General features: G+C 74.7%; 13 protein-coding genes and 1 tRNA gene. 10 read left to right on the forward strand and 4 right to left on the reverse strand.

Features of this window, described 5'->3' with window-relative positions:
• Positions 1–304: 304 nt before the first annotated feature.
• Genes ACZ7LV_RS14985 through ACZ7LV_RS15010 form a run of 6 tightly spaced genes read left to right on the forward strand, consistent with a single transcriptional unit; the run spans position 305 to position 12,246 of the window.
• Positions 305–685, forward strand: coding sequence for a GPW/gp25 family protein (locus tag ACZ7LV_RS14985; protein WP_471939462.1), 381 nt, complete (start codon positions 305–307; stop codon positions 683–685).
• Positions 682–3,789, forward strand: a complete 3,108-nt coding sequence (locus ACZ7LV_RS14990; protein ID WP_471939464.1) for a putative baseplate assembly protein — start codon at positions 682–684, stop codon at positions 3,787–3,789. The genes ACZ7LV_RS14985 and ACZ7LV_RS14990 overlap by 4 nt, the downstream gene beginning before the upstream one ends.
• A complete protein-coding gene (locus ACZ7LV_RS14995) occupies positions 3,786–7,646 on the forward strand; it encodes a putative baseplate assembly protein (RefSeq protein WP_471939466.1) in 3,861 nt (1,286 codons plus the stop codon). The genes ACZ7LV_RS14990 and ACZ7LV_RS14995 overlap by 4 nt, the downstream gene beginning before the upstream one ends.
• Entirely contained in the window at positions 7,646–9,799 is a 2,154-nt protein-coding gene (locus tag ACZ7LV_RS15000) for a hypothetical protein (RefSeq protein ID WP_471939467.1), read from the forward strand. The genes ACZ7LV_RS14995 and ACZ7LV_RS15000 overlap by 1 nt, the downstream gene beginning before the upstream one ends.
• Positions 9,800–9,832: 33 nt before the next feature.
• On the forward strand, positions 9,833–11,362 hold the full coding sequence (locus ACZ7LV_RS15005; RefSeq protein ID WP_471939468.1) for a DUF6519 domain-containing protein: 1,530 nt from the start codon (positions 9,833–9,835) through the stop codon (positions 11,360–11,362).
• The gene (locus ACZ7LV_RS15010; protein ID WP_471939470.1) at positions 11,362–12,246 is read left to right on the forward strand and encodes a peptidoglycan-binding protein; all 885 of its coding nucleotides are present in this window, start codon (positions 11,362–11,364) and stop codon (positions 12,244–12,246) included. Before ACZ7LV_RS15005 ends, ACZ7LV_RS15010 begins: the two co-directional genes overlap by 1 nt.
• Positions 12,247–12,300: 54 nt before the next feature.
• Here ACZ7LV_RS15010 and ACZ7LV_RS15015 read toward each other — a convergent pair whose 3' ends face one another.
• The 3 genes from ACZ7LV_RS15015 to ACZ7LV_RS15025 all read right to left on the reverse strand — a co-directional run bounded on the left by ACZ7LV_RS15015 (position 12,301) and on the right by ACZ7LV_RS15025 (position 17,974).
• Positions 12,301–13,671: a M1 family metallopeptidase gene (locus ACZ7LV_RS15015; protein WP_471939471.1), complete on the reverse strand. Its 1,371-nt coding sequence runs from the start codon at positions 13,669–13,671 to the stop codon at positions 12,301–12,303.
• Positions 13,672–13,736: 65 nt separating this feature from the next.
• The gene (locus ACZ7LV_RS15020; RefSeq protein WP_471939473.1) at positions 13,737–17,606 is read right to left on the reverse strand and encodes a Pls/PosA family non-ribosomal peptide synthetase; all 3,870 of its coding nucleotides are present in this window, start codon (positions 17,604–17,606) and stop codon (positions 13,737–13,739) included.
• Between the two features lie 280 nt (positions 17,607–17,886).
• Positions 17,887–17,974, reverse strand: a tRNA-Leu gene (locus tag ACZ7LV_RS15025).
• 198 nt (positions 17,975–18,172) lie between these two features.
• Between ACZ7LV_RS15025 and ACZ7LV_RS15030 the strand changes: the two genes are divergently transcribed.
• From ACZ7LV_RS15030 to ACZ7LV_RS15040, 3 genes are all read left to right on the forward strand, one after another.
• Complete coding sequence (locus ACZ7LV_RS15030; RefSeq protein ID WP_471939475.1) at positions 18,173–19,498, forward strand: M20/M25/M40 family metallo-hydrolase; 1,326 nt, start codon at positions 18,173–18,175, stop codon at positions 19,496–19,498.
• 157 nt (positions 19,499–19,655) lie between these two features.
• Positions 19,656–19,889, forward strand: a complete 234-nt coding sequence (chpH, locus tag ACZ7LV_RS15035) for a chaplin ChpH (RefSeq protein ID WP_401677907.1) — start codon at positions 19,656–19,658, stop codon at positions 19,887–19,889.
• A 111-nt stretch (positions 19,890–20,000) separates the two neighbouring features.
• Positions 20,001–20,831 (forward strand): chaplin, encoded by an 831-nt coding sequence (locus ACZ7LV_RS15040; RefSeq protein WP_471939476.1) that lies wholly within the window; start codon positions 20,001–20,003, stop codon positions 20,829–20,831.
• A gap of 92 nt (positions 20,832–20,923) precedes the next feature.
• Here the strand turns inward: ACZ7LV_RS15040 and ACZ7LV_RS15045 are convergent, their stop codons facing one another.
• On the reverse strand, positions 20,924–21,112 hold the full coding sequence (locus tag ACZ7LV_RS15045) for a DUF5703 family protein (protein WP_401677901.1): 189 nt from the start codon (positions 21,110–21,112) through the stop codon (positions 20,924–20,926).
• A 47-nt stretch (positions 21,113–21,159) separates the two neighbouring features.
• Between ACZ7LV_RS15045 and ACZ7LV_RS15050 the strand changes: the two genes are divergently transcribed.
• Positions 21,160–21,867, forward strand: coding sequence for a hypothetical protein (locus ACZ7LV_RS15050; protein ID WP_471939478.1), 708 nt, complete (start codon positions 21,160–21,162; stop codon positions 21,865–21,867).
• The last annotated feature ends 94 nt before the right edge of the window (positions 21,868–21,961 follow it).

Consider the following 21,961-nt stretch of genomic DNA (forward strand, 5'->3'; position numbering starts at 1 on the left):
CCCCGACCCGCCCGGCACCGGGCGCCCCGAGCCGCCGCCCGGCCCTCGCGACGCACGTGTCCGCAGCCGACGCCCCGAGCCGCCGCCCGGCCGCATCGAGGAGCGTCCCCCCGAGCGACGCCCCGAGCCGCCCGGCAGCCGAGGCCTCGATCAGGCCGTCGGCACACGCCCCGAGCCGTCGCACGGCCCCCACCCCGGCCCGCCCCAGGGGAGGCGTCCGATGACCCGGCACGTCGGTTCGACGTCCGGCCCCGTGCGGCCGCAGAGCCCCCCGCCCGCCCCCCGATCCCTGACGAGCCGCCCGATGAGCGTCCGCCCCCGCACCGACATCGCCTTCCCCTTCCGCCCCGACCGCCGCGGCCGCACCGCCCACGCCACCCCGGCCGAGCACGTCCACGACCTGATCGAGCAACTCCTCTTCACCAGCCCCGGCGAACGCGTCATGCGACCCGACTTCGGCTGCGGCCTGCTCGACCTGGTCTTCGCCCCCAACAGCCCCGAGCTGATCCACACCCTGGAACTCTCCGTGCACGCCTCCCTCCAGCGCTGGCTCGGTGACCTCATCGACGTCGAGGCCCTCGACGTGACCAGCGAGGACCACGTGGTCCGCGTCCACCTCGCCTACGTCGTGCGCGCCACCGGCGCCCGGCGCGAGGACGTCTTCGAGGGGAGGGCCACCGCATGACCGGCACGACCTCACCCCGCCGGGCCAAGGTGCGCGCCGCCCAGCTCAACGGCATCGACGCCGTGGAGGCCGACGACGGGCTGCTGCTCACCGTCACCTTCCTCGGCAAGGCCCCGCACGGCCTGACTCCCGAGAACGTCCGTATCGACGGCGGCCGCCGCGTCACCGGCGTCACCGCGCTCGACGTCGCCGTCGAACGCGAGGACGACCCGGAGCTCGACGACCGGCTCCTCGTCACCCTCGACCGCACCGGCGACACCTCCCGCTACCGCCTGTCCCTGGTCGAGACCGACCCCTACGGCCGCCCCGGCACGGAACCCTTCCGCGGTTTCGACCAGCGCTACCACAGCGCGACGTTCGTGTTCCGGCCCGACGGCCCGACCCCCTTCGACTGCGCCGACGGGCACGACGAGCGGCCGGACTTCCCCGAGGCGCCGGTCGTCGACTACACCGCCCGCGACTACGACACCATCCGCAAGCTCCTGCTCGACCGGCTCGCGCTCACCACGCCCGACTGGCGTGAACGCAGCCCCGCCGACCTCGGCACGACCCTCGTCGAACTGCTCGCCCACGCCGGCGACCAGATCAGCCACCAGCAGGACGCGGTCGCCACCGAGGCGTACCTGGACACCGCCCGCCGCCGGGTCTCCGTACGGCGCCACGTCCGCCTCATCGACTACGCCATGCACGACGGCTGCACCGCCCGGGCGTACGTCACCGTCGAGACCACCGGTGACCGCACCCTCGCCCCCGGCACCTTCCGCTTCGCCTCCGTCGACGTCCGCACCCTCGACCCGCACGACCGCCCCGAGCCGGGCACCGTCATCGGGGAAGGAGACCTCGCCGACCTCGACGAGCGAGGCTCCGTCGAGGTGTTCGAGCCGGTCGTCGGCGCCGACCCGCTCCAGCTGCGGGTCGCGCACAACGCGATCCGGCTGTGGACGTGGGGCGGCGAGGTCTGCGCCCTGCCCGAGGGCGCCACCTCGGCGACCCTGCGCGACGCCTGGACCGACCCGGAGACCTGCCGGGACCGCCGGCTCGACCTGCGGCCGGGCGATCTGCTCCTGCTGGAGGAGGTGCGGGGCGCGCGCACCGGCACCCCCGGCGACGCAGACCCGGGCCACCGCCAGGCGGTACGCCTGACCTCCGTCACCCCGGCCGTCGACCGCATCGAGGACCAGCCGGTCCTGGAGGTCACCTGGGCCGTCGAGGACGCCCTGCGCCGCCCGTTCCACCTCACCGTCCGCGTCGGCCGCGACTGCCTGCCGGTCGAGGACGTCACCCTCGCCCGCGGCAACGTCGTCCTCGTCGACCACGGCCGCACCCTGCCCGCCCCGGAGACGGTCACCGTGCCGCCCGAGCCGGCCGTCACCGCCCCCTGTGACCCTCCCGGGCCGTGCTCCTCGCTCGCCTGCGGCTGCGCCGACCGCACCGAGGGCAACGCGCCCGCGCGGCTCATCGAGGCCCTGACGGACCGGACGGAGGCGGGCGACGCCCTCGGCGCCGACGACGTACGCGAACTGTTCGACGTCGTCGGACTCGCCGCCACCACCCGCGCCGGCCTCGGGCTGCAAAGCGCCGGCCAGCGGCACGAGAGGGTCGTGCCCGGGACGGCGTACGCCCAGGCCGCCGCGCTGCGGACACTGCTCGCGCAGACCGTGTACCCCGGCATCCGGCCCCGCTTCCGGCCGGTCCTCGGGCACGCGCCCGTCGCCCAGAGCGTGCCGTTCCCCGAGCCCGCGACCGTGGCCGCCGGGCAGGCGGAGCGGATCGCGGCGATCCCGGGACGGGTCCGGCAGCGGCTCGTGGAGCTGTGGCGCAGCGCCCGCGACCGCGACGGACTCGGCGACCGGGAGATCTCCGAACTGGCCGTCCTCTACGGCCTCAAGGTGCTGGAGCGCCTCGAACTGCGCCTGCACCCGGTCCGCGCCCTGCGGGAACTGCTCCACCGCAGCGACCAGTTGCTCGACGCCGAACTCCGGCGCGTCGAGGTCCTCGCCGCCCGCGCCCGCGCGGGCACCGTCCTCGGCGCTCCCGTCGCCTGGGAGATCGCGCACAGCTGGGGCCCGGCGTACGCCGAGGGCCTGCACCCCGACGAGCCCGTGCTGCGGGGACCGGCCGCCGCTGCCCTTGCCCAGGACCCGCGCCGCGCCCTGCCCGCCGTACGCCTCGAAGGCCCCGAGGGCGACTGGCGGCCCCGCCGCGACCTGCTCGCGTCCGGCCCGCGCGAGCGCCACTTCGTGGGCGAGCTGGAGGACGACGGCCGCCTGGCCCTGCGCTTCGGTGACGGCCGGCACGGCGCCCGCCCCACCCCCGGCGCCCGCCCGCACGTCCACTACCGCCTCGGCGGGGGCCCGGGAGGCAACGTCGGCGCGGAGGCCATCAACCACCTGGTCGTCACCGCCGACTGCGAGGCCCCGCCCGCCGCCGCGGTCCGCAACCCGCTGCCCGCCACCGGCGGCACCGCACCCGAACCCGTCGAGCAGGTGCGCCAGCTGGCCCCGCTCGACCTGCGGCGCACCCGGCTGCGCGCGGTCACCGCCGACGACTACGCCGCACTCGCCTCCGCCCTGCCCGGCGTGCAGCGCGCCGCCGCCGAGCTGCGCTGGACCGGCAGCGTCCAGGAGGCGCACCTCGCGATCGACGCGTACGGCGACGCCGCCCCCTCGCAGCGACTGCTGAGGACCGTGGAGCAGGACCTGGAGCCGTACCGGCGCATCGGCCACGACCTCGTCGTCGGACCCGCGCGCCGGGTGCCGCTCGACATCGCCCTGACCGTGTGCGCCGCGCCCGGCCACCAGCACGGGCAGATCCTCGCCGAGCTGTACCGCGTGCTCGGCGCCGGCCGCGGCGGCTTCTTCCACCCGGACGCGCTGACCTTCGGCGGACCGGTCCGGCTGAGCCGGCTGGTCGCCGTCGCCGCGGCCGTCCCCGGCGTCGAGAGCGCGCACGTGACGCGGCTGCGGCGGCTGTTCGAGCAGGACCGAGGAGAGAGGGAGGACGGCGTGCTGCGGCTCGGCCGGCTGGAGATCGCCACCTGCGACAACGACCCCGACCGGCCGGAGAACGGCCGCCTGGCGATCTCCCTGGGAGGCGACCGATGACGTACGCGGGCCACGAGAACCCGACGGCCGCGGGGGCCCCGGTCCCCGTGACCGGTGACGACCACTGCTCCTGCGGCCGCGCCCGCGGCGGCCACGACGAGCGTCTCGCGCCGGCCGCGCCGCACAACCCGCCGGGCCGCACCGCGCTCGACCTCCGCGTCGGCGAGTACGGCTCCTTCCTCGCCGCGCTGCGCGACCGCCTCGCCTCCCCCGCGTACCCGGCGCTGCGCGGCCTGACGGTACGCACCCCGGACGACCCGGCGATCGGTCTGCTCGACGCCGCCGCGGTCCTCGCCGACCTGCTCACCTTCCACTCCGAGCGGATCGCCGACGAGGCCTACGTCCGCACCGCCGACGAGCACCGCTCCCTCGTGCTGCTGGGCCGCCTGGTCGGTCACCGGCCGCGCCCCGGTGTCGCCGCCTCCACGCATCTGGCGTACACCCTCGAACGCGACCCGCGTGCCGAGACCTTGCCCGTCGTCGTCCCGCGCGGCGCCCGCAGCCACAGCGTGCCGGCCTCGGCCACCGAGGAGTCGCTGACGTTCGAGACCGGGCGCGACCTGACGGCCCGCTGGGACTGGAACGAGCTCACGGTGCGCCGCCGGCGCCCCACCCTCGTCACCCCCGCGGACCTGGAACGCCGCTCGGAGCTGTTCGTCCAGGGCACCGCCCATTCGCTGCGGGCCGGCGACCAGTTGCTGTTCGTCTTCGGTGAACGGGCGGGCGGCGAGCGGAAGCTGCTGCCGGTGGCGAGGGCCCGCGTCGACCGCGAGGACGACGTCACGGCGATCTCCCTGCCCCGGTCGGCCCCGCCGACGCTGCGGGAACTCGTCGACGAGGTGCGCCGCTGGACCGCCGTGCCGGCCGCCCCGGGCGAGCCCGGGGACGAGCCGCTGACCCCCGAGGTGCCCAACCCGCGCCCGGTCAGCAGGCTGATCGAGGACGTCGAGGACCAGGTCCTCGCCCCGCTGCGGGCCGACCTGGACACCGTGAGGACCCCCGAACGGCTCGCGGCACGCCTGGCCGAGCCGGTCGAACGGCTGGGCGAGGCCCAGGTGCTGGCGACGCCGTACGAGGACGTGGCCGCGTGGTGCGAGCAGTTGGAGGCGGTGCTCGCGGAACTCGCGGAGCGGGCCCGGGAACTGGCCCCGGCGCAGTCGACCGGCCCCACCGAGGCCGAGACGCCGCCCGCCTCCCGCCGGGCCGGGCCCCGGGCTGCGGAAACCGGCCCCCGCCACGCCGAGGACCACCCCGGGTCCCCGTCCGCGGCGCCCGACCCCCGGCACACCGCCCTGCAGACCCTCGCCTCCGTGCTCCCCGCCCTGCGCCCCGCGCCCCGGCGGACCACGGCCCGGGTCCCGCGCCCCGCCACCGACCCGGCGCGCCTGCTGACCGTCCTCGACCCTCGCCTCGGAGCCCTCTACCCGGCCTGGCGCACGGCCGCCGCGCCCGGCGCCCCGCAGCTCCTGCGCGAACTGCTCGCCCTGCGCGTCACCGCGGCCCCCTTCGGCGCCACGGCCCCGCTCAAGCCGGTCCAGGACGACCGCGGCCGGGTCATCCGCACCGCCGACTGGCCGCTCACCGGAGCCGTGCTGGTCACCGTGCGCGTCGTCCACGACCCGGCGGGCAGGGTGCCGGTCCGGGCGGAGTTCCAGTACGTCGAGGGCCCCGGCTCGGACCAGCGCGCCGAGAACCTCCCGGTGCCCCAGCCGCTCGCCTTCCCGCTGGGCCCCGGCCAGGTGGAGCTGTCCACCCGCAGCGGCCAGGACCGCGACCTCAGCTGGCTGAACCGGCGCCCCACCGACTCCCAGGACCCCGGCGTCACCGTCCGGCTGCACTCCGGCCTGCCCGAGCGCACGGTGTTCGTGTCCCGGCCGGACGCGGACGGCCTGGTCCACGTCGGCGTGCACAACGGCACCTCCGAGCAGATCGCCCTGCGCCCGGGCACGGCGGAGCAGTTCACGCACGGCGAGTACGAGATCGGCGTCCGCTACACCGTGGGCAGCACCGAGCCCGGCATCGAGGTGGTCGTCGCGGGCAAGCCCGAGCCCCTCAACCGCAAGGTGCTCCAGCTCGACACCGTGCACAGCGGCATCACGCCCGGCAGCTGGGTGGCGATCCGGCGCCCCGCCAAGGGCGCCCCGGACGGCGTGCCCGGCGACGCCGCGCTCGCCTTCGTCACCACGCAGGTCGTGGCCGCGCGCACGGCGGCGTACACCAACTACGGCATCACCGGCCGCGGCACCGAACTCACCCTGGCCGACCCGTGGCTGGACGAGTTCGACGTCCTGCTCTCGCACATCCGCGACACCACGGTGCACGCGGCGGGCGAGCCGCTGCTCCTGGCCGACGAACCGCTCGGCGAGGACGTGCACGGCGACGAGATCGAACTGGCCGAGCTGCACGACGGACTGCGTCCCGGCCGCACCCTGATGGTCACCGGCGAGCGCTCCGACGTGCCCGGCGTCCCCGCCACCGAGGTGGCCGTGATCGCCACCGCGGAACCGGCCGTCGACCCCCGGCTCCCCGGCGACCACGTCCACACCCGGCTCACCCTCACCGCCCGGCTCGCCCACCGCTACCGGCGCGACACCGTCCGGATCCTCGGCAACGTCGTGGAGGCCACCCACGGCGAGAGCCGCGAGGAGGCCATCGGCAGCGGCGACTCCGACCGGGTGAACCAGACGTTCGCGCTCTGGCAGACCCCGCTCACCTGGCTCGCCGACACCAGCCCCCTGGGTGCCAGGCCCGTCCTGGAGATCCGGGTGGACGGCGTGCTCTGGCACCAGGTCGACAGCCTCGCCGGGCGCGGCCCGCGCGAGCGCGTCTACATCACCGGCAGCACCGCCGACGGCCGCACCACGGTGACCTTCGGCGACGGCGCGAGCGGCGCCCGGCTGCCCACCGGCCACGAGAACGTCCGCGCCCGCTACCGCTTCGGCACCGGCAGGGCCGCCAACCTGCCCGCCGGGCGCGTCACCCAGGCGCTCACGCGTCCCCTGGGTGTCTTTGCGGTCACCAACCCGCTTCCCGCGACGGGCGGTTCGGACGCCGACGGGCCGGGCCTGACCCGCCGTACCGTCCCGCTCGCCGTCTCCGCCCTGGACCGGCTGGTCTCGGCCGGCGACTACGAGGACTTCGCCCGCTCCCGCGCCGGCATCGGCCGGGCGGCGGCCGTCGAACTCTTCGACGGCAGGCGGCGCGTGCTGCACGTCACGGTCGCCGGCACGGACGACGTGCCGATCGCCGAGGACTCCGACACCCTGCGCGCCCTGCGCGCCGCCCTGACCGAGTACGGCGACCCGCACCTCCCCGTCCGCGTGGACGTCCGCGAACCGGTCCTGCTGCTGATCGGCGCCAAGGTCGGACTCGCCCCGGACCACGCCTGGGAGGTCGTCGAGCCCCGCCTGCGCCGGGCACTGCTGGGACGGCTCGGCTTCGAGGGCCGGGAACTGGGACGGCCCGCCCGCCTCTCCGAGGTGCTCGCGACCGCCCACGGCGTGCCCGGCGTCGACTTCGTCGACGTCGACGTCTTCACCGGCCTGTCCGCCTCGGCCACCCCCGAGCAACTGGCCGCCCGCCCCGGCACGCCCGAGCCGCGGGTACGGGCGCACCCGGCCAGGTACGACGAGAAGCTCCACACCGTCCGCGCCGACGAGGGCGAGACCCTCACCTCGATCTGCGCCCGCCACGGCGTGCCGCTCGCCGCACTGCTGCGTCTCAACCCCGACATCACCGACACCCGGCGCCTGCCCAAGGGCCGTTCGGTGTACGTCTTCCGCGGCATCCGCCCGGCCCAGCTCGCCCTGCTGTCGCCGCGCGCCGCCGACACCCTGATTCTGACGGAGGTCAAGTGATGTCCCGGGACGTCCCGTTCGACAGCTCCCGCGATCCGGACGCGCTCGCCGCGCTGCTGCCCCGCCGGCACCGGCTGCGCGACGCCGAGGAGGGCGAGCCGCTGCGCGCGCTGCTCGCCGTCGTCACCGAGCAACTCGACCGCGTCCGCGACTCCGTGGCACAGGGCTACGAGGACCTGTTCGTGGAGACGGCGGCGCCCTGGGCACTGCCCTACCTGGGCGACCTGGTCGGCTACCGCACCCTGCCCGGCTACGCACGCGTCCTCACCACCGGCCTGCACGACGGCGGACGCCCCGCGCTCGCCGAGGCGATCGCGCCGCGGGCCGACGTGGCCGCGACGGTCGCGGGCCGCCGCCGCAAGGGCACCCTGCACCTGCTGGAGGAGGTCTGCGGGCGGGTCGCCGGGTGGCCGGCGCGCGCGGTGGAACTGTCCCGGCTGGTGGCCCACACACAGCCCGTGAAGCTGTACGGGGACACGGGCACCCACCGCGCCGGCCGCGGCCGTCTCGCCGACCTGCGCGACGGCGCGGCCCTGGACCTGGCGGGCGGCCCGTTCGACGGCACGGCCCGCACCGCCGACATCCGCCGGGCGAACTCCGGCCGGCGCCAGGGCGGGCTGACCCCGGCCGGCGTGGCGCTGTTCGTCTGGCGGCTGAAGGCGCACTCGCTGACGTCGTCCCCGGCGTACTGCGTCGACCGCGCCCGCAACCTCTACACCTTCTCGATCCTCGGCAACGACACCCCGCTGGTCACCAAGCCGTTCCCGGAGCCGTCGCCCACCCACATCGCCACCGCCGACAACGTCCCGGCGTTCATCCGGCGCCGTCAGCTCCACGACCGGCTGCTGGACCACTACGGCCCCGGCAAGAGCTTCGTCATCCGGCGCGACGGCGAGGACCGGCCCGTGCCGCCGTCCGACGTGGTCGTCGCCGACCTGTCCGACTGGCGTTACCGCCCCCGGCGCGGCCAGGTGGCCGTCGACCCGGAGCTCGGCCGTATCGCCTTCGGCTCCCGCACCGCTCCCCGCCAGGGCGTCTGGGTGGACTACCACCACGCCGCCGGCGCGGACATGGGCGGCGGCGAGTACGCCCGGGACGACCGGGGCCCGCGTCCCGACGCGACGTTCTACCGGGTCGGGCCCGGACAGCCGTACCGGCAGATCATGGACGCCTACCGGGCCTGGCGGGACGACCGGCGGGCGGACCGCACCGGCCCCGAGGGCATCATCGAGATCACGCACAGCGGCGCCTACCAGGAACAGCTCGACCTCGACCTCGACCCCGGCGACCGCCTCGAACTGCGCGCCGCCGAGGGCACCCGCCCGGTCGTGCGCCTGCTCGACTGGTACAGCAACCGCCCCGACGCCCTCAACATCCGCGCCGTGTCCGAGGACTGCGCCCCGCACGAGCGCCCGCGCGTCGTGCTCGACGGTCTGCTCGTCGCCGGCCGTGGCATCCACGTCGCCGGCCCCGTCGGCGCCGTCGTCCTGCGGCACTCCACCCTCGTCCCCGGCTGGTCGCTGGAACCCGAGTGCGATCCGCACTCGCCCGAGGAGCCCAGCATCGTCCTGGAGCGCACCACGGCCTGCCTCCAGGTCGAGCACAGCGTCCTCGGCACCATCGAGGTCATCGGCGACGAGGTCGGCGAGGAGCCCCTCGACATCCATCTGCGCGACAGCGTCCTGGACGCCACCGCAGACGACCGCGAGGCCCTGTCCGCCCCGGACTGCCGCCACGCCCACGCGGTGCTCCATCTGCACCGCACCACTGTCATCGGCGAGATCCACACCCACGCCGTCCGCGTGGCCGAGAACTCGCTCTTCACGGGGCGACTGCACGTGGCCCGCCGCGGCGTCGGCTGCCTGCGCCACTCGTACGTCCCGGCCGGGTCGCGCACCCCCCGCAGGTTCCGCTGCCTGCCGGACTCACCCGGCGGGGCACGGCCGCTGTTCGTCTCCCAGCGCTACGGGACGCCCTGGTACGCCCTGCTCGCCGACGCCTGCGCCGAGGAGATCCGGCGCGGCGCGGACGACGGCGCGGAGCTGGGCGCCTTCCACGACCTCTACCGGCCGCAGCGCGAGGACGGCCTGCGCGCCCGCCTCGCCGAGTACACCCCGGCGGGCACGGACGCCGGGCTCTTCTTCGTGACGTGAACAGCACCGACCTGAACCAGGGGGACCCCCTTCATGCACGCTGACCTCTCCCGCCACACGTTCCGACCGGAACGGCACTACTCCGCGGTCCTCGCCCAGCAGGGCCGGGTGCAGCTCGACGCCGACACCAACGAGCAGACGGCGATCCAGCTGCACCGCGCGCGCACCCTCGCCGCCGACCTGATCGGCCCGCACGGCGGCCCGCGCGACACGGCCGGCTTCCGTGTCGAGTACGTCGGCGGCCGGCACGACCTGGACACCCTGCACATCCACGGCGGCCGCTACTACGTCGACGGCATCCTGTGCGAAGCCGACCGCCCGGCGCCCGGCGTCCCGGTCCCCGACGAGGACGACCGGGAGGCCCCGGAGCCCCTCGGCCACTGGACGTACTGGGACCAGCCCGACGGACACCGCGACCCCGAGAGGCCCGGCGACCGCCTGCCCTCGCCCGCGCAGTCGCCGTTCGTGGTCTACCTGCACGTCTGGGAGCGCTCGGTCACCGCCGCCGAGGACCCGGCGCTGCGCGAGGTCGCGCTGGGCGCGGCCATGCCCGACACCGCCGCCCGCCTCAAGGTGGTCTGGCAGGTGCTGCCGTTGTCGCTGGCCGCGCTGGAGATCGAGGAGCCCGACCCGTCCAAGGAGACCGTGCGGGCCGCGTTCGCCCGCTGGGCGCGGCGTGAGTCCGCGCCCTCGGCCCGGCTCGCCGCCCGCGCCGAGCGGCCCGACCACGCCGACGAGGACCCCTGCCTGGTCCGGCCCGACGCCCGGTACCGGGGGACGGAGAACCAGCTCTACCGCGTCGAGGTGCACACCGGAGGCGAGGCGCCGGACGCCACCTTCAAGTGGTCCCGCGAGAACGGCTCGGTGGTCTTCCCGGTCGACGAACTGGACGGCACCTGGGTGCGGTTGGCCACGCTCGGACACGACGAGAAGCTGGACCTCGACGTCGGCGACCACGTGGAGCTCGTCGACACCGCCCGGGCCTCCCGCCGGGAGGCCCGGCCCCTGCTGCGGGTGGAGGAACTGGACCTGCCCGGCCGCCGCGTCCGCCTCTCCGCCGAACCCGCGCCGGGCGTCGGCCGGCTCCCGCACCTGAACCCGTTCCTGCGCCGCTGGGACCATCGGACGGGCCCCCGGCGCAAGGGCCGCACCACCGACCTGCGCGGGGGCGGCGTGCCCGTCGTCGAGGGGGAGTGGCTGCCCCTGGAGGACGGTGTGGAGGTCTACTTCGCCGCGGGCGGCACCTACCGCACCGGCGACCACTGGATCGTCCCCGCCCGCACCGCCACCGGCGGCGTCGAATGGCCCACCGACCCGGCCCGCCGCCCGCTTCTCGAAGCGCCCGCCGGCATCGCCCGCCACTTCGCGCCCCTGGCCCTGGTCAAGGGCGAGCACGGCGCCGTCGACCTGCGGCTCGCCTTCGGGCCGATGGCCGCCGACATGCCCGCCGCCGACGAGGCGGCACTCGCGGCCGAGGAGCGGGCCCGCCATGAGGAGCAGGCGGCCGAGAGCCGGTCGCGGACCACAGCGGAGGCCGACGCGGCCGCGGAAGGGGACAACTGATGGCCAAGCCACTGAGCGCGTCCAAGATGGTGGAGATACTCCGCGCCGAGGGCCTGACGGTCCATGAGGTACGCAACTGGCGCAACCACAACCGCAACAGCAAGGGACCCTGGGGTCCGGTCAACGGCGTGATGATCCACCACACCGTCACCTCCGGGACCGCCGCCTCCGTCGACATCTGCTACGACGGCTACTCCGGCCTCCCCGGCCCGCTCTGCCACGGCGTCATCGACAAGCAGGGCCATGTCCACCTCGTCGGCAACGGCCGCGCCAACCACGCGGGACTCGGCGACGGCGACGTCCTGCGCGCGGTGATCGACGAGTCGAGGCTGCCGGCCGACAACGAGGCCGACACCGACGGCAACCGGCACTTCTACGGCTTCGAGTGCGTCAACCTCGGCAACGGCAAGGACCCGTGGCCGGAAGCGCAGAAGGAGGCCATCGAGAAGGTGTCGGCCGCGATCTGCCGCCACCACGGCTGGTCGGAACGCTCGGTCATCGGCCACAAGGAGTGGCAGCCCGGCAAGGTGGACCCGCGCGGATTCACGATGGACGGCATGCGCGCACGGATCGCCGACCGGCTCGGCGGCCGGCCCCAGCCGCCGGACCCCGGGCCGCGGCCCCAGCCGAAGCCCAGGTACGAACCCTTCCCCGGCAGCGGCTTCTTCCACGTCGGCCAGAAGTCCCCGGTCATCACCGCGATGGGCCGCCGGCTGGTCGCCGAGGGCTGCGACCGCTACCAGGAGGGGCCGAGCCCCGAATGGACGGAGGCCGACCGCCGTTCCTACCAGGCCTGGCAGCAGAAACTGGGCTTCAAGGGCAAGGACGCGGACGGCATCCCGGGCAAGTCCAGCTGGGACAGGCTGAAGGTGCCGAACACCTGAGCGGGCCCCGGCTCCGCGCTCCCGGGCGCGGAGCCGCACGCCCGCCGGCCGGGCTCAGGCACCGCTCGGCGGGAAGGACGGCCGGACGGGAATCCGCACGTCCTGCTCCGGCAACGGCGGCAGCGCCCGCTCCTGCAGCCACACCCGGAACAGCTCGTCCAGCGGCCCGGACGCGAACCGGGCGGCGTGCGCGGTGAACGCCGCCGTGGTGACCGCGCCGCCCCGATGCTGTCCGGTCCAGCCCCGCAGCATCCGGAAGAAGGCCTCGTCGCCCAGCGCGCACCGGACGGCGTGCACCACGAGACCGCCCCGCTGGTACAGCCGGTCGTCGAACATCGACTTGCGTCCGGGGTCGGCGAGCCTCAGATCCTGCGCCTGCCCCGAGAGCAGCCGGTGGGCGGTGGCGGCGAGCTGCTGCGCGGTGGGTCCGCCCGAGCGCTCCGACCACAGCCACTCGGCGTACTTGGCGAACCCCTCGTTCAGCCAGATGTGCCGCCAGTCGGCGAGGGACACGCTGTTGCCGAACCACTGGTGCGCCAGCTCGTGCGCTATCAGCCGCTCCCAGCCCCGCGCCCCGTCCACGTGGTTGGCGCCGAAGAGCGACAGCCCCTGCGCCTCCACCGGCACGTCGAGCTCCTCCTCCGTCACGACGACGGCGTACTCCTCGAACGGGTAGGGCCCGAAGAGCTCCTGGAAGAGCTCCATCATGGCCGGCTGCCGGGCGAAGTCCCGCGAGAACTCCGGCAGCAGCTGCGCCGGGATGTGCCCGTGCTGCGGCACGCCGCCGGGACCCGGGTCGCCCAGCAGCACCGTCCGGTACTTCCCGATGGCCAGCCCCACCAGATAGCTCGGCGTCGGCGCGGGCTGCTCGTAGACCCAGGTCGTCGTGGAGGCCTTCGTCGTCCGGGTCAGCAGCCGCCCACCGGCGACCACCGTGTACGAGGACGGCGTGGTGACGGAGATCTGGTACGACGCCTTGTCGGCCGGCCGGTCGTTGCACGGGTACCACGACGGCGCCCCGACCGGCTGACTCGCCACCAGCGCCCCGTCGACCAGTTCCTCCCAGCCGATCCCGCCCCATGGGCTGTTCACCGGACGGGGGTTGCCCGACCAGTGCACCTCGACGGTGAACGCCGCCCCGGCCCGCACCGCCTTGCCCGGCCGCACCCGCAGCCGGCCGCCGCGATGCGTGTAGTGCGCCTGCCGGCCGTCCACCCGCACCCGCCCGATCTTGAAGTCGGCCAGGTTGAGCTGGAACTCGGCGAGCGCGGCCCGCCCCGCGATGGCGTTGATCCGCGCCGTGCCCGACAGCCGGTTGGGCCCCGGCCGGTAGTCCAGCGCCAGTTCGTAGCGGTGCACCCGGTACCGGTGATCGCCGTTGGCCGGAAAGTACGGGTCCGGACCCGCCGCCTGCTGAACCGCCACTGCCGCGTCTGCTCCCTGCGCCGTGCTCGTACGACCGCCCTCGTCCCCCGCCGCGGCGGGGGACGCTAGCGGCGCCATGCCTCGATCGGGTTGCCCAGCCACCGGGTGTCGTCGGGGACGGACTCCGCCGCCATCACGAGCGACGCGGGACCCAGTGTCGTGCGGGCCCCCACGGTGCTGCCGGGCAGGACGATCCCGCCAGGGCCGAGCGTCGCGCCCTCACGGAGAACCACAGTATCCGTCCGCAAGATCCGGTCGTGGAAGAGGTGTGTCTGCAGTACACAGCCCCGATTCACGGTGCTCGCGTCCTCCAGGGTCACCAGATCCGCCTCCGGCAGCCAGTAGCTCTCCACCCATGTGCCCCGCCCGATCCGCGCACCCAGGGCGCGCAGCCAGGCGGTCATCACCGGAGTACCCGGTACCGCGCCGGCCAGCCACGGCACGGCCAGCACCTCGACGAAGGTGTCCGCCAGCTCGTTGCGCCACACGAATCCGCTCCACAGCGGATGCTCCGCGGCGCGGTGCCGCCCCACGAGCACCCACTTGGCCACCACGGACCCGGCACCCGCGAGCACCCCCACCGCGAGCAGCACGACCCCGCCCAGCGGCCACGCCCAGCCGCCCAGCGCGCACAGCGCGGCCACCGTCAGCAGGGCGAGCCCCGCCGAGCAGAACACCGGCACGAGCCGACACAGCTCCACCAGCGCCCGCGCCCACAGCAACCGGGCCGGCGGATCGTACGTCCGGCTCTGGTCGCCGTCGGCGGCGCTGCGCGGCAACTTCATCGGCGGCAGCCCCAGATAGGAGCCGCCCTTCTTCGCCTTCTTCGGCGTGGCCGAGAGCACCCCGACCAGCCCGCCGTCCGGCACGCTGCGACCCGGCGCGGTCATCCCGGAGTTGCCGAGGAACGCCCGTCGCCCGATCTCCGCGCGCCCGATCCGCATCCACCCGCCGCCGAGCTCGTAGGGCGCGGTGAGGGTGTCGTCCGCGAGGAACGCCCCCTCGCCCACCGTCGTCAGGCCGGGCAGCGCGAGCACGGTCGAGACCTCGGCCCCGCGTCCGATCCGCATCCCCAGCAGCCGCAGCCACACCGGCGTCACCAGCCCGGCGTACAGCGGGAACAGCGTGTCCCGGGCCCGGTCCATGAGCTGCGTGACGGTCCAGGCCTGCCATCCGGCCCGGCTGTGCGTCGGATACGTCCCCTCCCGCAGCCCGAGGCTCAGCAGCCGCACCCCGACGAGGATCGCCAGCGCGTACGCCGCCCCGTAGGCCAGCGTCGCCGGCACCAGCGCGAGCGCGCCACCCGCGAGGGCCCGCCCGAGCCCCGCACCGGGGGCGACGAACCGGCTCGCCACCAGGAGCGCGGCCCCCGCGGCCAGCACCGGCAGGGCCGACAGCGCCAGACCGCAGGCCCCGTACATCACCCGCCAGAACAGCCCGCGTGCCGGCCGCTCCTTCGGCCAGTTGCGCTTGGCCTTGCCGAGCTTGACCGCGGGGGACCCGGCCCACCGCTGCCCGGTGGGAACCTGCCCCGCGACGGCCGACCCCGGGGCCACCTCGGCCCGCTTGCCGACCCGCGCCCCCGGGAAGAGCGTGCTGCGCGTCCCGACCACGGCGTGCGCGCCCACCTTCACCGGCCCGACCTCGAGCCGGTCCCCGTCCAGCCAGTACCCCGACAGATCGACCTCGGACTCGACGGCAGCGCCCCGGCCCAGCTTGAGCATGCCGGTGACCGGCGGCAGCGAATGCAGATCGACGTCCGGCCCGACCCTGGCACCCAGCGCCCGCGCGTACCGCTCCAGCCACACGCCGGTCAGCGAGGTCGCCCCGGCGGCCTCGGCGAGCCGCTCCGCCGCCCACAGCCGCACGTGCACGCCTCCGCCGCGCGGATACGTGCCCGGCCGCAGGCCGCGCAGCAGGAGCCGGGCTCCACCGGCGGCGACGGCGAGTCGCCCCGGCGGCGTGAACAGCAGCGCCGCCAGGAGGCCGACGGCCCACCAGGGTGCGGTCGGCAACCAGGCGTATCCGCCCAGCACGTTCCCGACGGCCGCCAGCACGACCGTCCACCGCAGTCCGGTCAGCGCGAACAGCGGCACCAGGGCGAGCAGCTGCACCACCTGGGCACGTCGGGGCACCGGGGCGACCGTGCGCCGCGCACCCTCGTCCCGCGCCGACTCCGCAAGCCGCCGGGCGAGCTTGCGCAGCGTGGGCCGCTGGTAGATGTCGAGGACGGCGGCGTCCGGGTAGCGGGTGCGCAGCCGGGTGGTCAGCTGGGCGGCGGCCAGACTGCCTCCGCCGATCGCGAAGAAGTCGTCGGTGGCGGCCGTGACCGGAATCCCCAGCACCGCGGTCCACTGCTCGGCGAGCCAGGCCTCGGTGCCGTGGAGCCGTTCGGCCTCGGCACCCGCCTCGACTCCCTGAAGGGGCCAGGGCAGGGCGTTCCGGTCCACCTTCCCGGACGTGCGGGTCGGCAGCTCGGCGACCGGCGCGAGCAGCGGCACCAGCGCGGCCGGCAGCTCGGCCCGCAGCCGCTCCACCGCCGCCGCCGCGTCCCAGCCCTCCTGGGTGACGACATAGCCGACCAGCAGCTGGTTGCCGCTGCGCGCGGTCCGTACGGCGGCGGCGGCACCGGCGACGCCGGGCAGCGCCTGCAACGCGGCGTCCACCTCGCCCAGCTCGATCCGCCGCCCGCCGAGCTTGATCTGCTCGTCGGCCCGCCCGAGGAAGACCAGCCCCTCCGGTTCGGCCCGCACCAGGTCACCGCTGCGGTAGGCCCGCTCCCAGCCGAGCGAGCGCAGCGGCGCGTACTTCTCCGCGTCCTTCGCGGCGTCGAGGTACCGGGCGAGGCCGACACCCCCGATCACCAACTGGCCGCTCGCCCCCATCGCGACCGGCTCCCCGGCCTCGTCCACGACGGCCAGCTCCCAGCCCCGCAGCGGCAGCCCGATCCGCACCGGACCCTCGCCGCCCATCAGCGACGCACAGGCCACGACGGTCGCCTCGGTCGGCCCGTAGGTGTTCCAGACCTCGCGGCCCTCGGTCACCAGCCGCTGGACCAGCTCGGGCGGACACGCCTCGCCGCCGAAGATGAGCAGCCGCACGTCGTTGAGCGTCTCCGGCTCCCACAGCGCGGCGAGCGTGGGCACGGTCGACACGACCGTGATCTCCTGCTCGACCAGCCACGGCCCCAGATCGGCCCCGCTGCGCACCTGCGCCCGCGGCACCGGTACCAGACAGGCCCCGTACCGCCAGGCCAGCCACATCTCCTCGCAGGACGCGTCGAACGCGACCGACAGCCCCGCCATCACCCGGTCCCCGGGTCCGATCGGCTCCTCGGTCAGGAACAGCGCGGCCTCGGCGTCCACGAACGCGGCGGCGCTGCGGTGGCTGACGGCGACACCCTTGGGCCTGCCGGTGGACCCGGAGGTGAAGATGATCCAGGCGTCGTGCTCGGCCCCGGGCCGTCCCGCGGGCACGCCGGCCACCGCCGCCTCGACGCTCAGCTCGTGCCCGGCCCCGACGACGGCCCGTACCCCCGCCTCCCCGAACACCAGCTCGGCCCGCTCGTCCGGGTCCTCGGCATCCACCGGCACGTAGGCGGCGCCGGCCGCGAGCACGGCGAGAATCGCGACGTACAGGTCGTTGGTCCCCGACGGGACGCGCACCCCCACCCGGTCCCCGAGCCCCACCCCGGCCGCGGCGAGTCGCACCCGCAGCCGCTCCACCTCGACGGCGAGCGCCCGGTAGGTGAGCCGGACCGCCCCGTCGTCCAGGGCGAGTTCGTCGGGATGCGCGCGGACGGACGCCTCGAAGACGTCCACGAGCGTGCGCGGGGAGGCGGCCGGCCCCCCGGAGAAACGTGCCCTGTCACCGAACCGTTCGCGGATCTCTTCGTCGAGCAGGCCGAGAGCACTGCTCTCGTGTATGGCTGCCATCGGGTCCTCGCGTCTCGATCCCGGAAGCCTCCGGGGCGCTGGCGGGCCCGCAGGTCTGCCTGGGGTTGTCCGGCTCCAGCCCGTAACAAGCCGGAAATTTTAGTACGACGTTAAGTTCGTGGTTTTCCCGCGGCCACCTGGAGGGGCCGTTCGGGCCGTCGGCACGGGGTGCCGGGGGCCTTGACCTCGGGATCCTCCCGGCCGGGGAGAGATGGCCCACACAGCGCCGGGCGGGCCGTCCCGAAAAAGCAGAAGACCCCTGGTGAACAGGGGTCTGAGCTGGTGTCCGAGGGGGGACTTGAACCCCCACGCCCGATAAAGGGCACTAGCACCTCAAGCTAGCGCGTCTGCCATTCCGCCACCCGGACAAGGTGTCTGTCGCGCTGGGTTGCCCCCGCGGCGACGACGTAAACATTACCAGGCTTTCGGGGGTGGCTGATCACACCCCCGTGCGGGCCCGGAGCGCCGTGAACGGCCTGTGACGGGCCGGGAGCGGTCTTGGGGAGGAAGCGGGCTCGGGGGGAGGATGAGGGGGACCACCAGCGGCGACTGCGGAAGGAAGCGGCGTGAGTGACACGGGCACGGCCGAAGGCGTCACCGGCGAGGACGAGGTCGTCGACCTCTGCCGCGAGCTGATCCAGATCGACACCAGCAACTACGGCGACCACTCGGGGCCGGGTGAGCGCGAGGCGGCCGAGTACGTCGCCGGCAAGCTCGCCGAGGTGGGCCTCGCACCACGGATCATCGAGTCCCACAAGGGCCGGGCCTCCACGGTGGCCAGGATCGAGGGCGAGGACCCGTCCCGGCCCGCGCTCCTCATCCACGGCCACCTCGACGTGGTTCCGGCCAACGCGGCGGACTGGACCCACCACCCGTTCTCGGGCGAGATCGCGGACGGCTGCGTGTGGGGCCGCGGGGCCGTCGACATGAAGGACATGGACGCGATGACCCTCGCGGTCGTCCGCGACCGGCTGCGCAGCGGGCGCAAGCCCCCGCGCGACATCGTGCTGGCCTTCCTCGCCGACGAGGAGGCCGGCGGCACCTGGGGGGCGCGCCACCTGGTCGACAAGCACCCCGAGCTGTTCGAGGGCGTGAGCGAGGGGATCGGCGAGGTCGGCGGGTTCTCCTTCACCGTCAACGAGCAGCTGCGGCTCTACCTCGTCGAGACCGCCCAGAAGGGCATGCACTGGATGCGGCTCACCGTGGACGGCACGGCCGGGCACGGCTCCATGACCAACACCGACAACGCGATCACCGAGCTGTGCGAGGCCGTCGGGCGGCTCGGCCGGCACACCTGGCCGGTGCGGGTCACCAAGACCGTGCGGTCCTTCCTCGACGAGCTCTCCGACGCCCTCGGGGTCGAGCTCGACCCCGAGAACATGGAGGAGACCCTCGCCACGCTCGGCGGCATCGCCAAGATGATCGGCGCCACCCTGCGCAACTCGGCCGCGCCCACCATGCTCGGCGCCGGCTACAAGGTCAACGTCATCCCGGGACAGGCCACCGCGCACATCGACGGGCGGTTCCTGCCGGGGCACGAGGAGGAGTTCCTCGCCGACCTCGACCGGCTGCTCGGCCCCCGGGTGCGGCGCGAGGACGTGCACGCCGACAAGGCGCTGGAGACGGACTTCGACGGCAGTCTCGTCGACGCCATGCAGAGCGCGCTCAGCGCCGAGGACCCGATCGCGCGGGCCGTGCCCTACATGCTCTCCGGCGGCACCGACGCCAAGTCCTTCGACGACCTCGGCATCCGCTGCTTCGGCTTCGCGCCGCTGAAGCTGCCGCCGGAGCTGGACTTCGCCGGGATGTTCCACGGCGTCGACGAGCGGGTGCCGGTGGACGGGCTGAAGTTCGGGGTGCGGGTGCTCGACAGGTTCATCGACGCGTCCTGAAATGGCCCACTGAAACGACACTTCAGTATTCGCCCGTGTGTGCCCGCCGTGACCGTCCAGGGTGAATGCGCTCATCAGGTCGTAGCCCTATTAGTTCCTCCTCGTTACTGGTGATGCGATCAGCTACTTGGGATCGCATTGCCAACAAGGAGGAATAATGATCAAGAAGGTCGTCGCCGCTGCGGCTGCCACCGGTGGCCTGGTTCTCGCGGGCGCGGGCCTCGCCGTCGCCGACTCGGGTGCCCAGGGTGCCGCCGTGGGTTCCCCGGGCGTTCTGTCCGGCAACGTGATTCAGGTTCCCGTGCACGTCCCCGTGAACGTCTGCGGCAACACGATCTCGGTGATCGGCGTGCTGAACCCCGCCTTCGGCAACACCTGCATCAACAAGTGACGCTGCCTTTCTAGGTTCGTCCACGCCGTCGGTCCCGGAGCGCGCGCCATGCGCTCCGGGACCGACCGGTCTTTTCACGTAGGTCCACAGGGGGAAGGCAGGAATTCAGCAATGCGACAGGGCACCCGCAAGGGACTGATGACCATGGCGGCGGCCACCGGCGTGATCGCCGCCGCGAGCGGTCACGCCCACGCCGACTCGGGCGCGAGCGGATCCAGTGCGAACTCGCCGGGCGTGCTGTCCGGCAACACGGTGCAGGTGCCGGTGCACGTGCCGGTCAACGTCTGCGGCAACACCATCAGCGTGGTCGGCATCCTCAACCCGGCGGTCGGCAACTCGTGCGCCGAGGGCGGGGGCCACGGGACGCCGGGCGGCTACGGCGACGACCACGGCGGCCACGGCTCCTCCGGCGGCGGGGCGCAGGCGGACGGGCACAGCGAGGGCTCCCCGGGCGTCGGCTCCGGCAACACGGTGCAGGTGCCGGTACACGTGCCGGTCAACGTCTGCGGCAACAGCGTCAGCGTCGTCGGCGTCGGCAACGCGGCCGTGGGCGGCGACTGCGCCCATGACGGCACCGGCCGCACCACGCCGCCGGGCGGTGGCGACGGCGGTACGACCCCGCCGGGGACGCCGGACGATCCCGACAACCCCGGTAACCCCGGCAACCCAGGTGGCCCCGGGACGCCGGGTGACGGCGGCACCGGACCCGACCGCGGCGTCGACGCCGACTCGGGCACCAGGGACGTCGGCTCCGGCACCGGGGACCACACCGGTTCCCGGGACGGCGACCGTGCCGAGGGCGCGGCCGACACCCAGCTCGGCCGCGACTCCCAGCTCGCGCAGACCGGAAGCGGCCTGCCGATGGGCGCGGCCGCCTCGCTGAGCGCGGGGGCGCTGCTGGCGGGCGCCGTGCTCTACCGCAGGGCGCGCGCCTCGGCCTAGCCCCCACGGTCCGCGCACACCCGTGATCGAGGACGGAGCGGGTCCCGCAGCAGGCGGGGCCCGCTCCGTCACGTCCGGGCGGCCGCCTCAGCTCACCACGTGGCCCGTACCTGGCGGATGATCCGGCGGCGCAGCCGCACCCTGCGGCTGCCGTCGCGCATCAGGCTCAGGCGGTGCAACTCCCAGTTCCCGTACTCGGCATGGTCCGTCAGCAGGCGTGTGGCGTCCTTGCGGGAGACCCCGCGCGGCACGTACACGTCGACAAATTCGTATTCCGGCATCGCATCTATTGTGCGGGCAACGGCCCGGTACGGATAGCGTCTGCCCTATGTCTGATGCTGCGCAGCCCACCGCTGCCGAGGTACGCGCCGCCGCCGAGGCGGTCAAGACCGCGCTCGACCGTCATCTCGCGGCGGTCGAACGCAGGTCGGGGGAGGACGACCCTGCCGTCTACGAGGCGTTCAACCAGCTGGCCGCTGCCGCGGAGGCGTACGACGAGCTGCTCTACGACCGCTACGACGAGGTCACGCCCTTCGAGATCCCCGGCGCGGAGGACACGCTGCCGCCGTACACGGGGCCCGAGGAACCCAACGCCTTGAGTGTGCTGATCCGCCGCGACTACGCGGTGGCGGAGCCGCAGCGCCTGCTGGCGCAGGCCGAGCGGATCGAGGCGGCGGACGAGGACAGCACGGACGCGGAGGCCGCGAGCACGATCCACGGGGCGCTGGGCATCCTCTTCGGGGAGTTCGAGCCGGACGAGATCGCCTCCCGGCACAAGGAGTTCGGCCTGGAGGAGGGTGACTCCACGCTGTGGGTGACGGCGGCGGACGAGCCCGCGGAACCCGGCGAGTGGCTGGAGGCGCCGTTCGAGGGCGTCGACCCGCAGAGCGTGGTGTGCCGCTTCGACGTCAGCGCGGTCTTCGACGACGACGAGCCGGACGACGAGGACGAGCCCGAGGATCTCGAGGCTCTTGAGGACGAGCTGGACCTGGACGAGGACGAGGACCTGGAACCCCTGGACGCGGACCGCCGCTGACGGGCCACGCGGCAGACGGCGTGCGGCGGCCACGGGGTGCCTCCCCGTGGCCGCCGCTTCATGTCATGCCGCCCACGGCTGCGTGCCGGGCCGC

It is taken from the genome of Streptomyces sp. NPDC107562 (assembly GCF_055657325.1).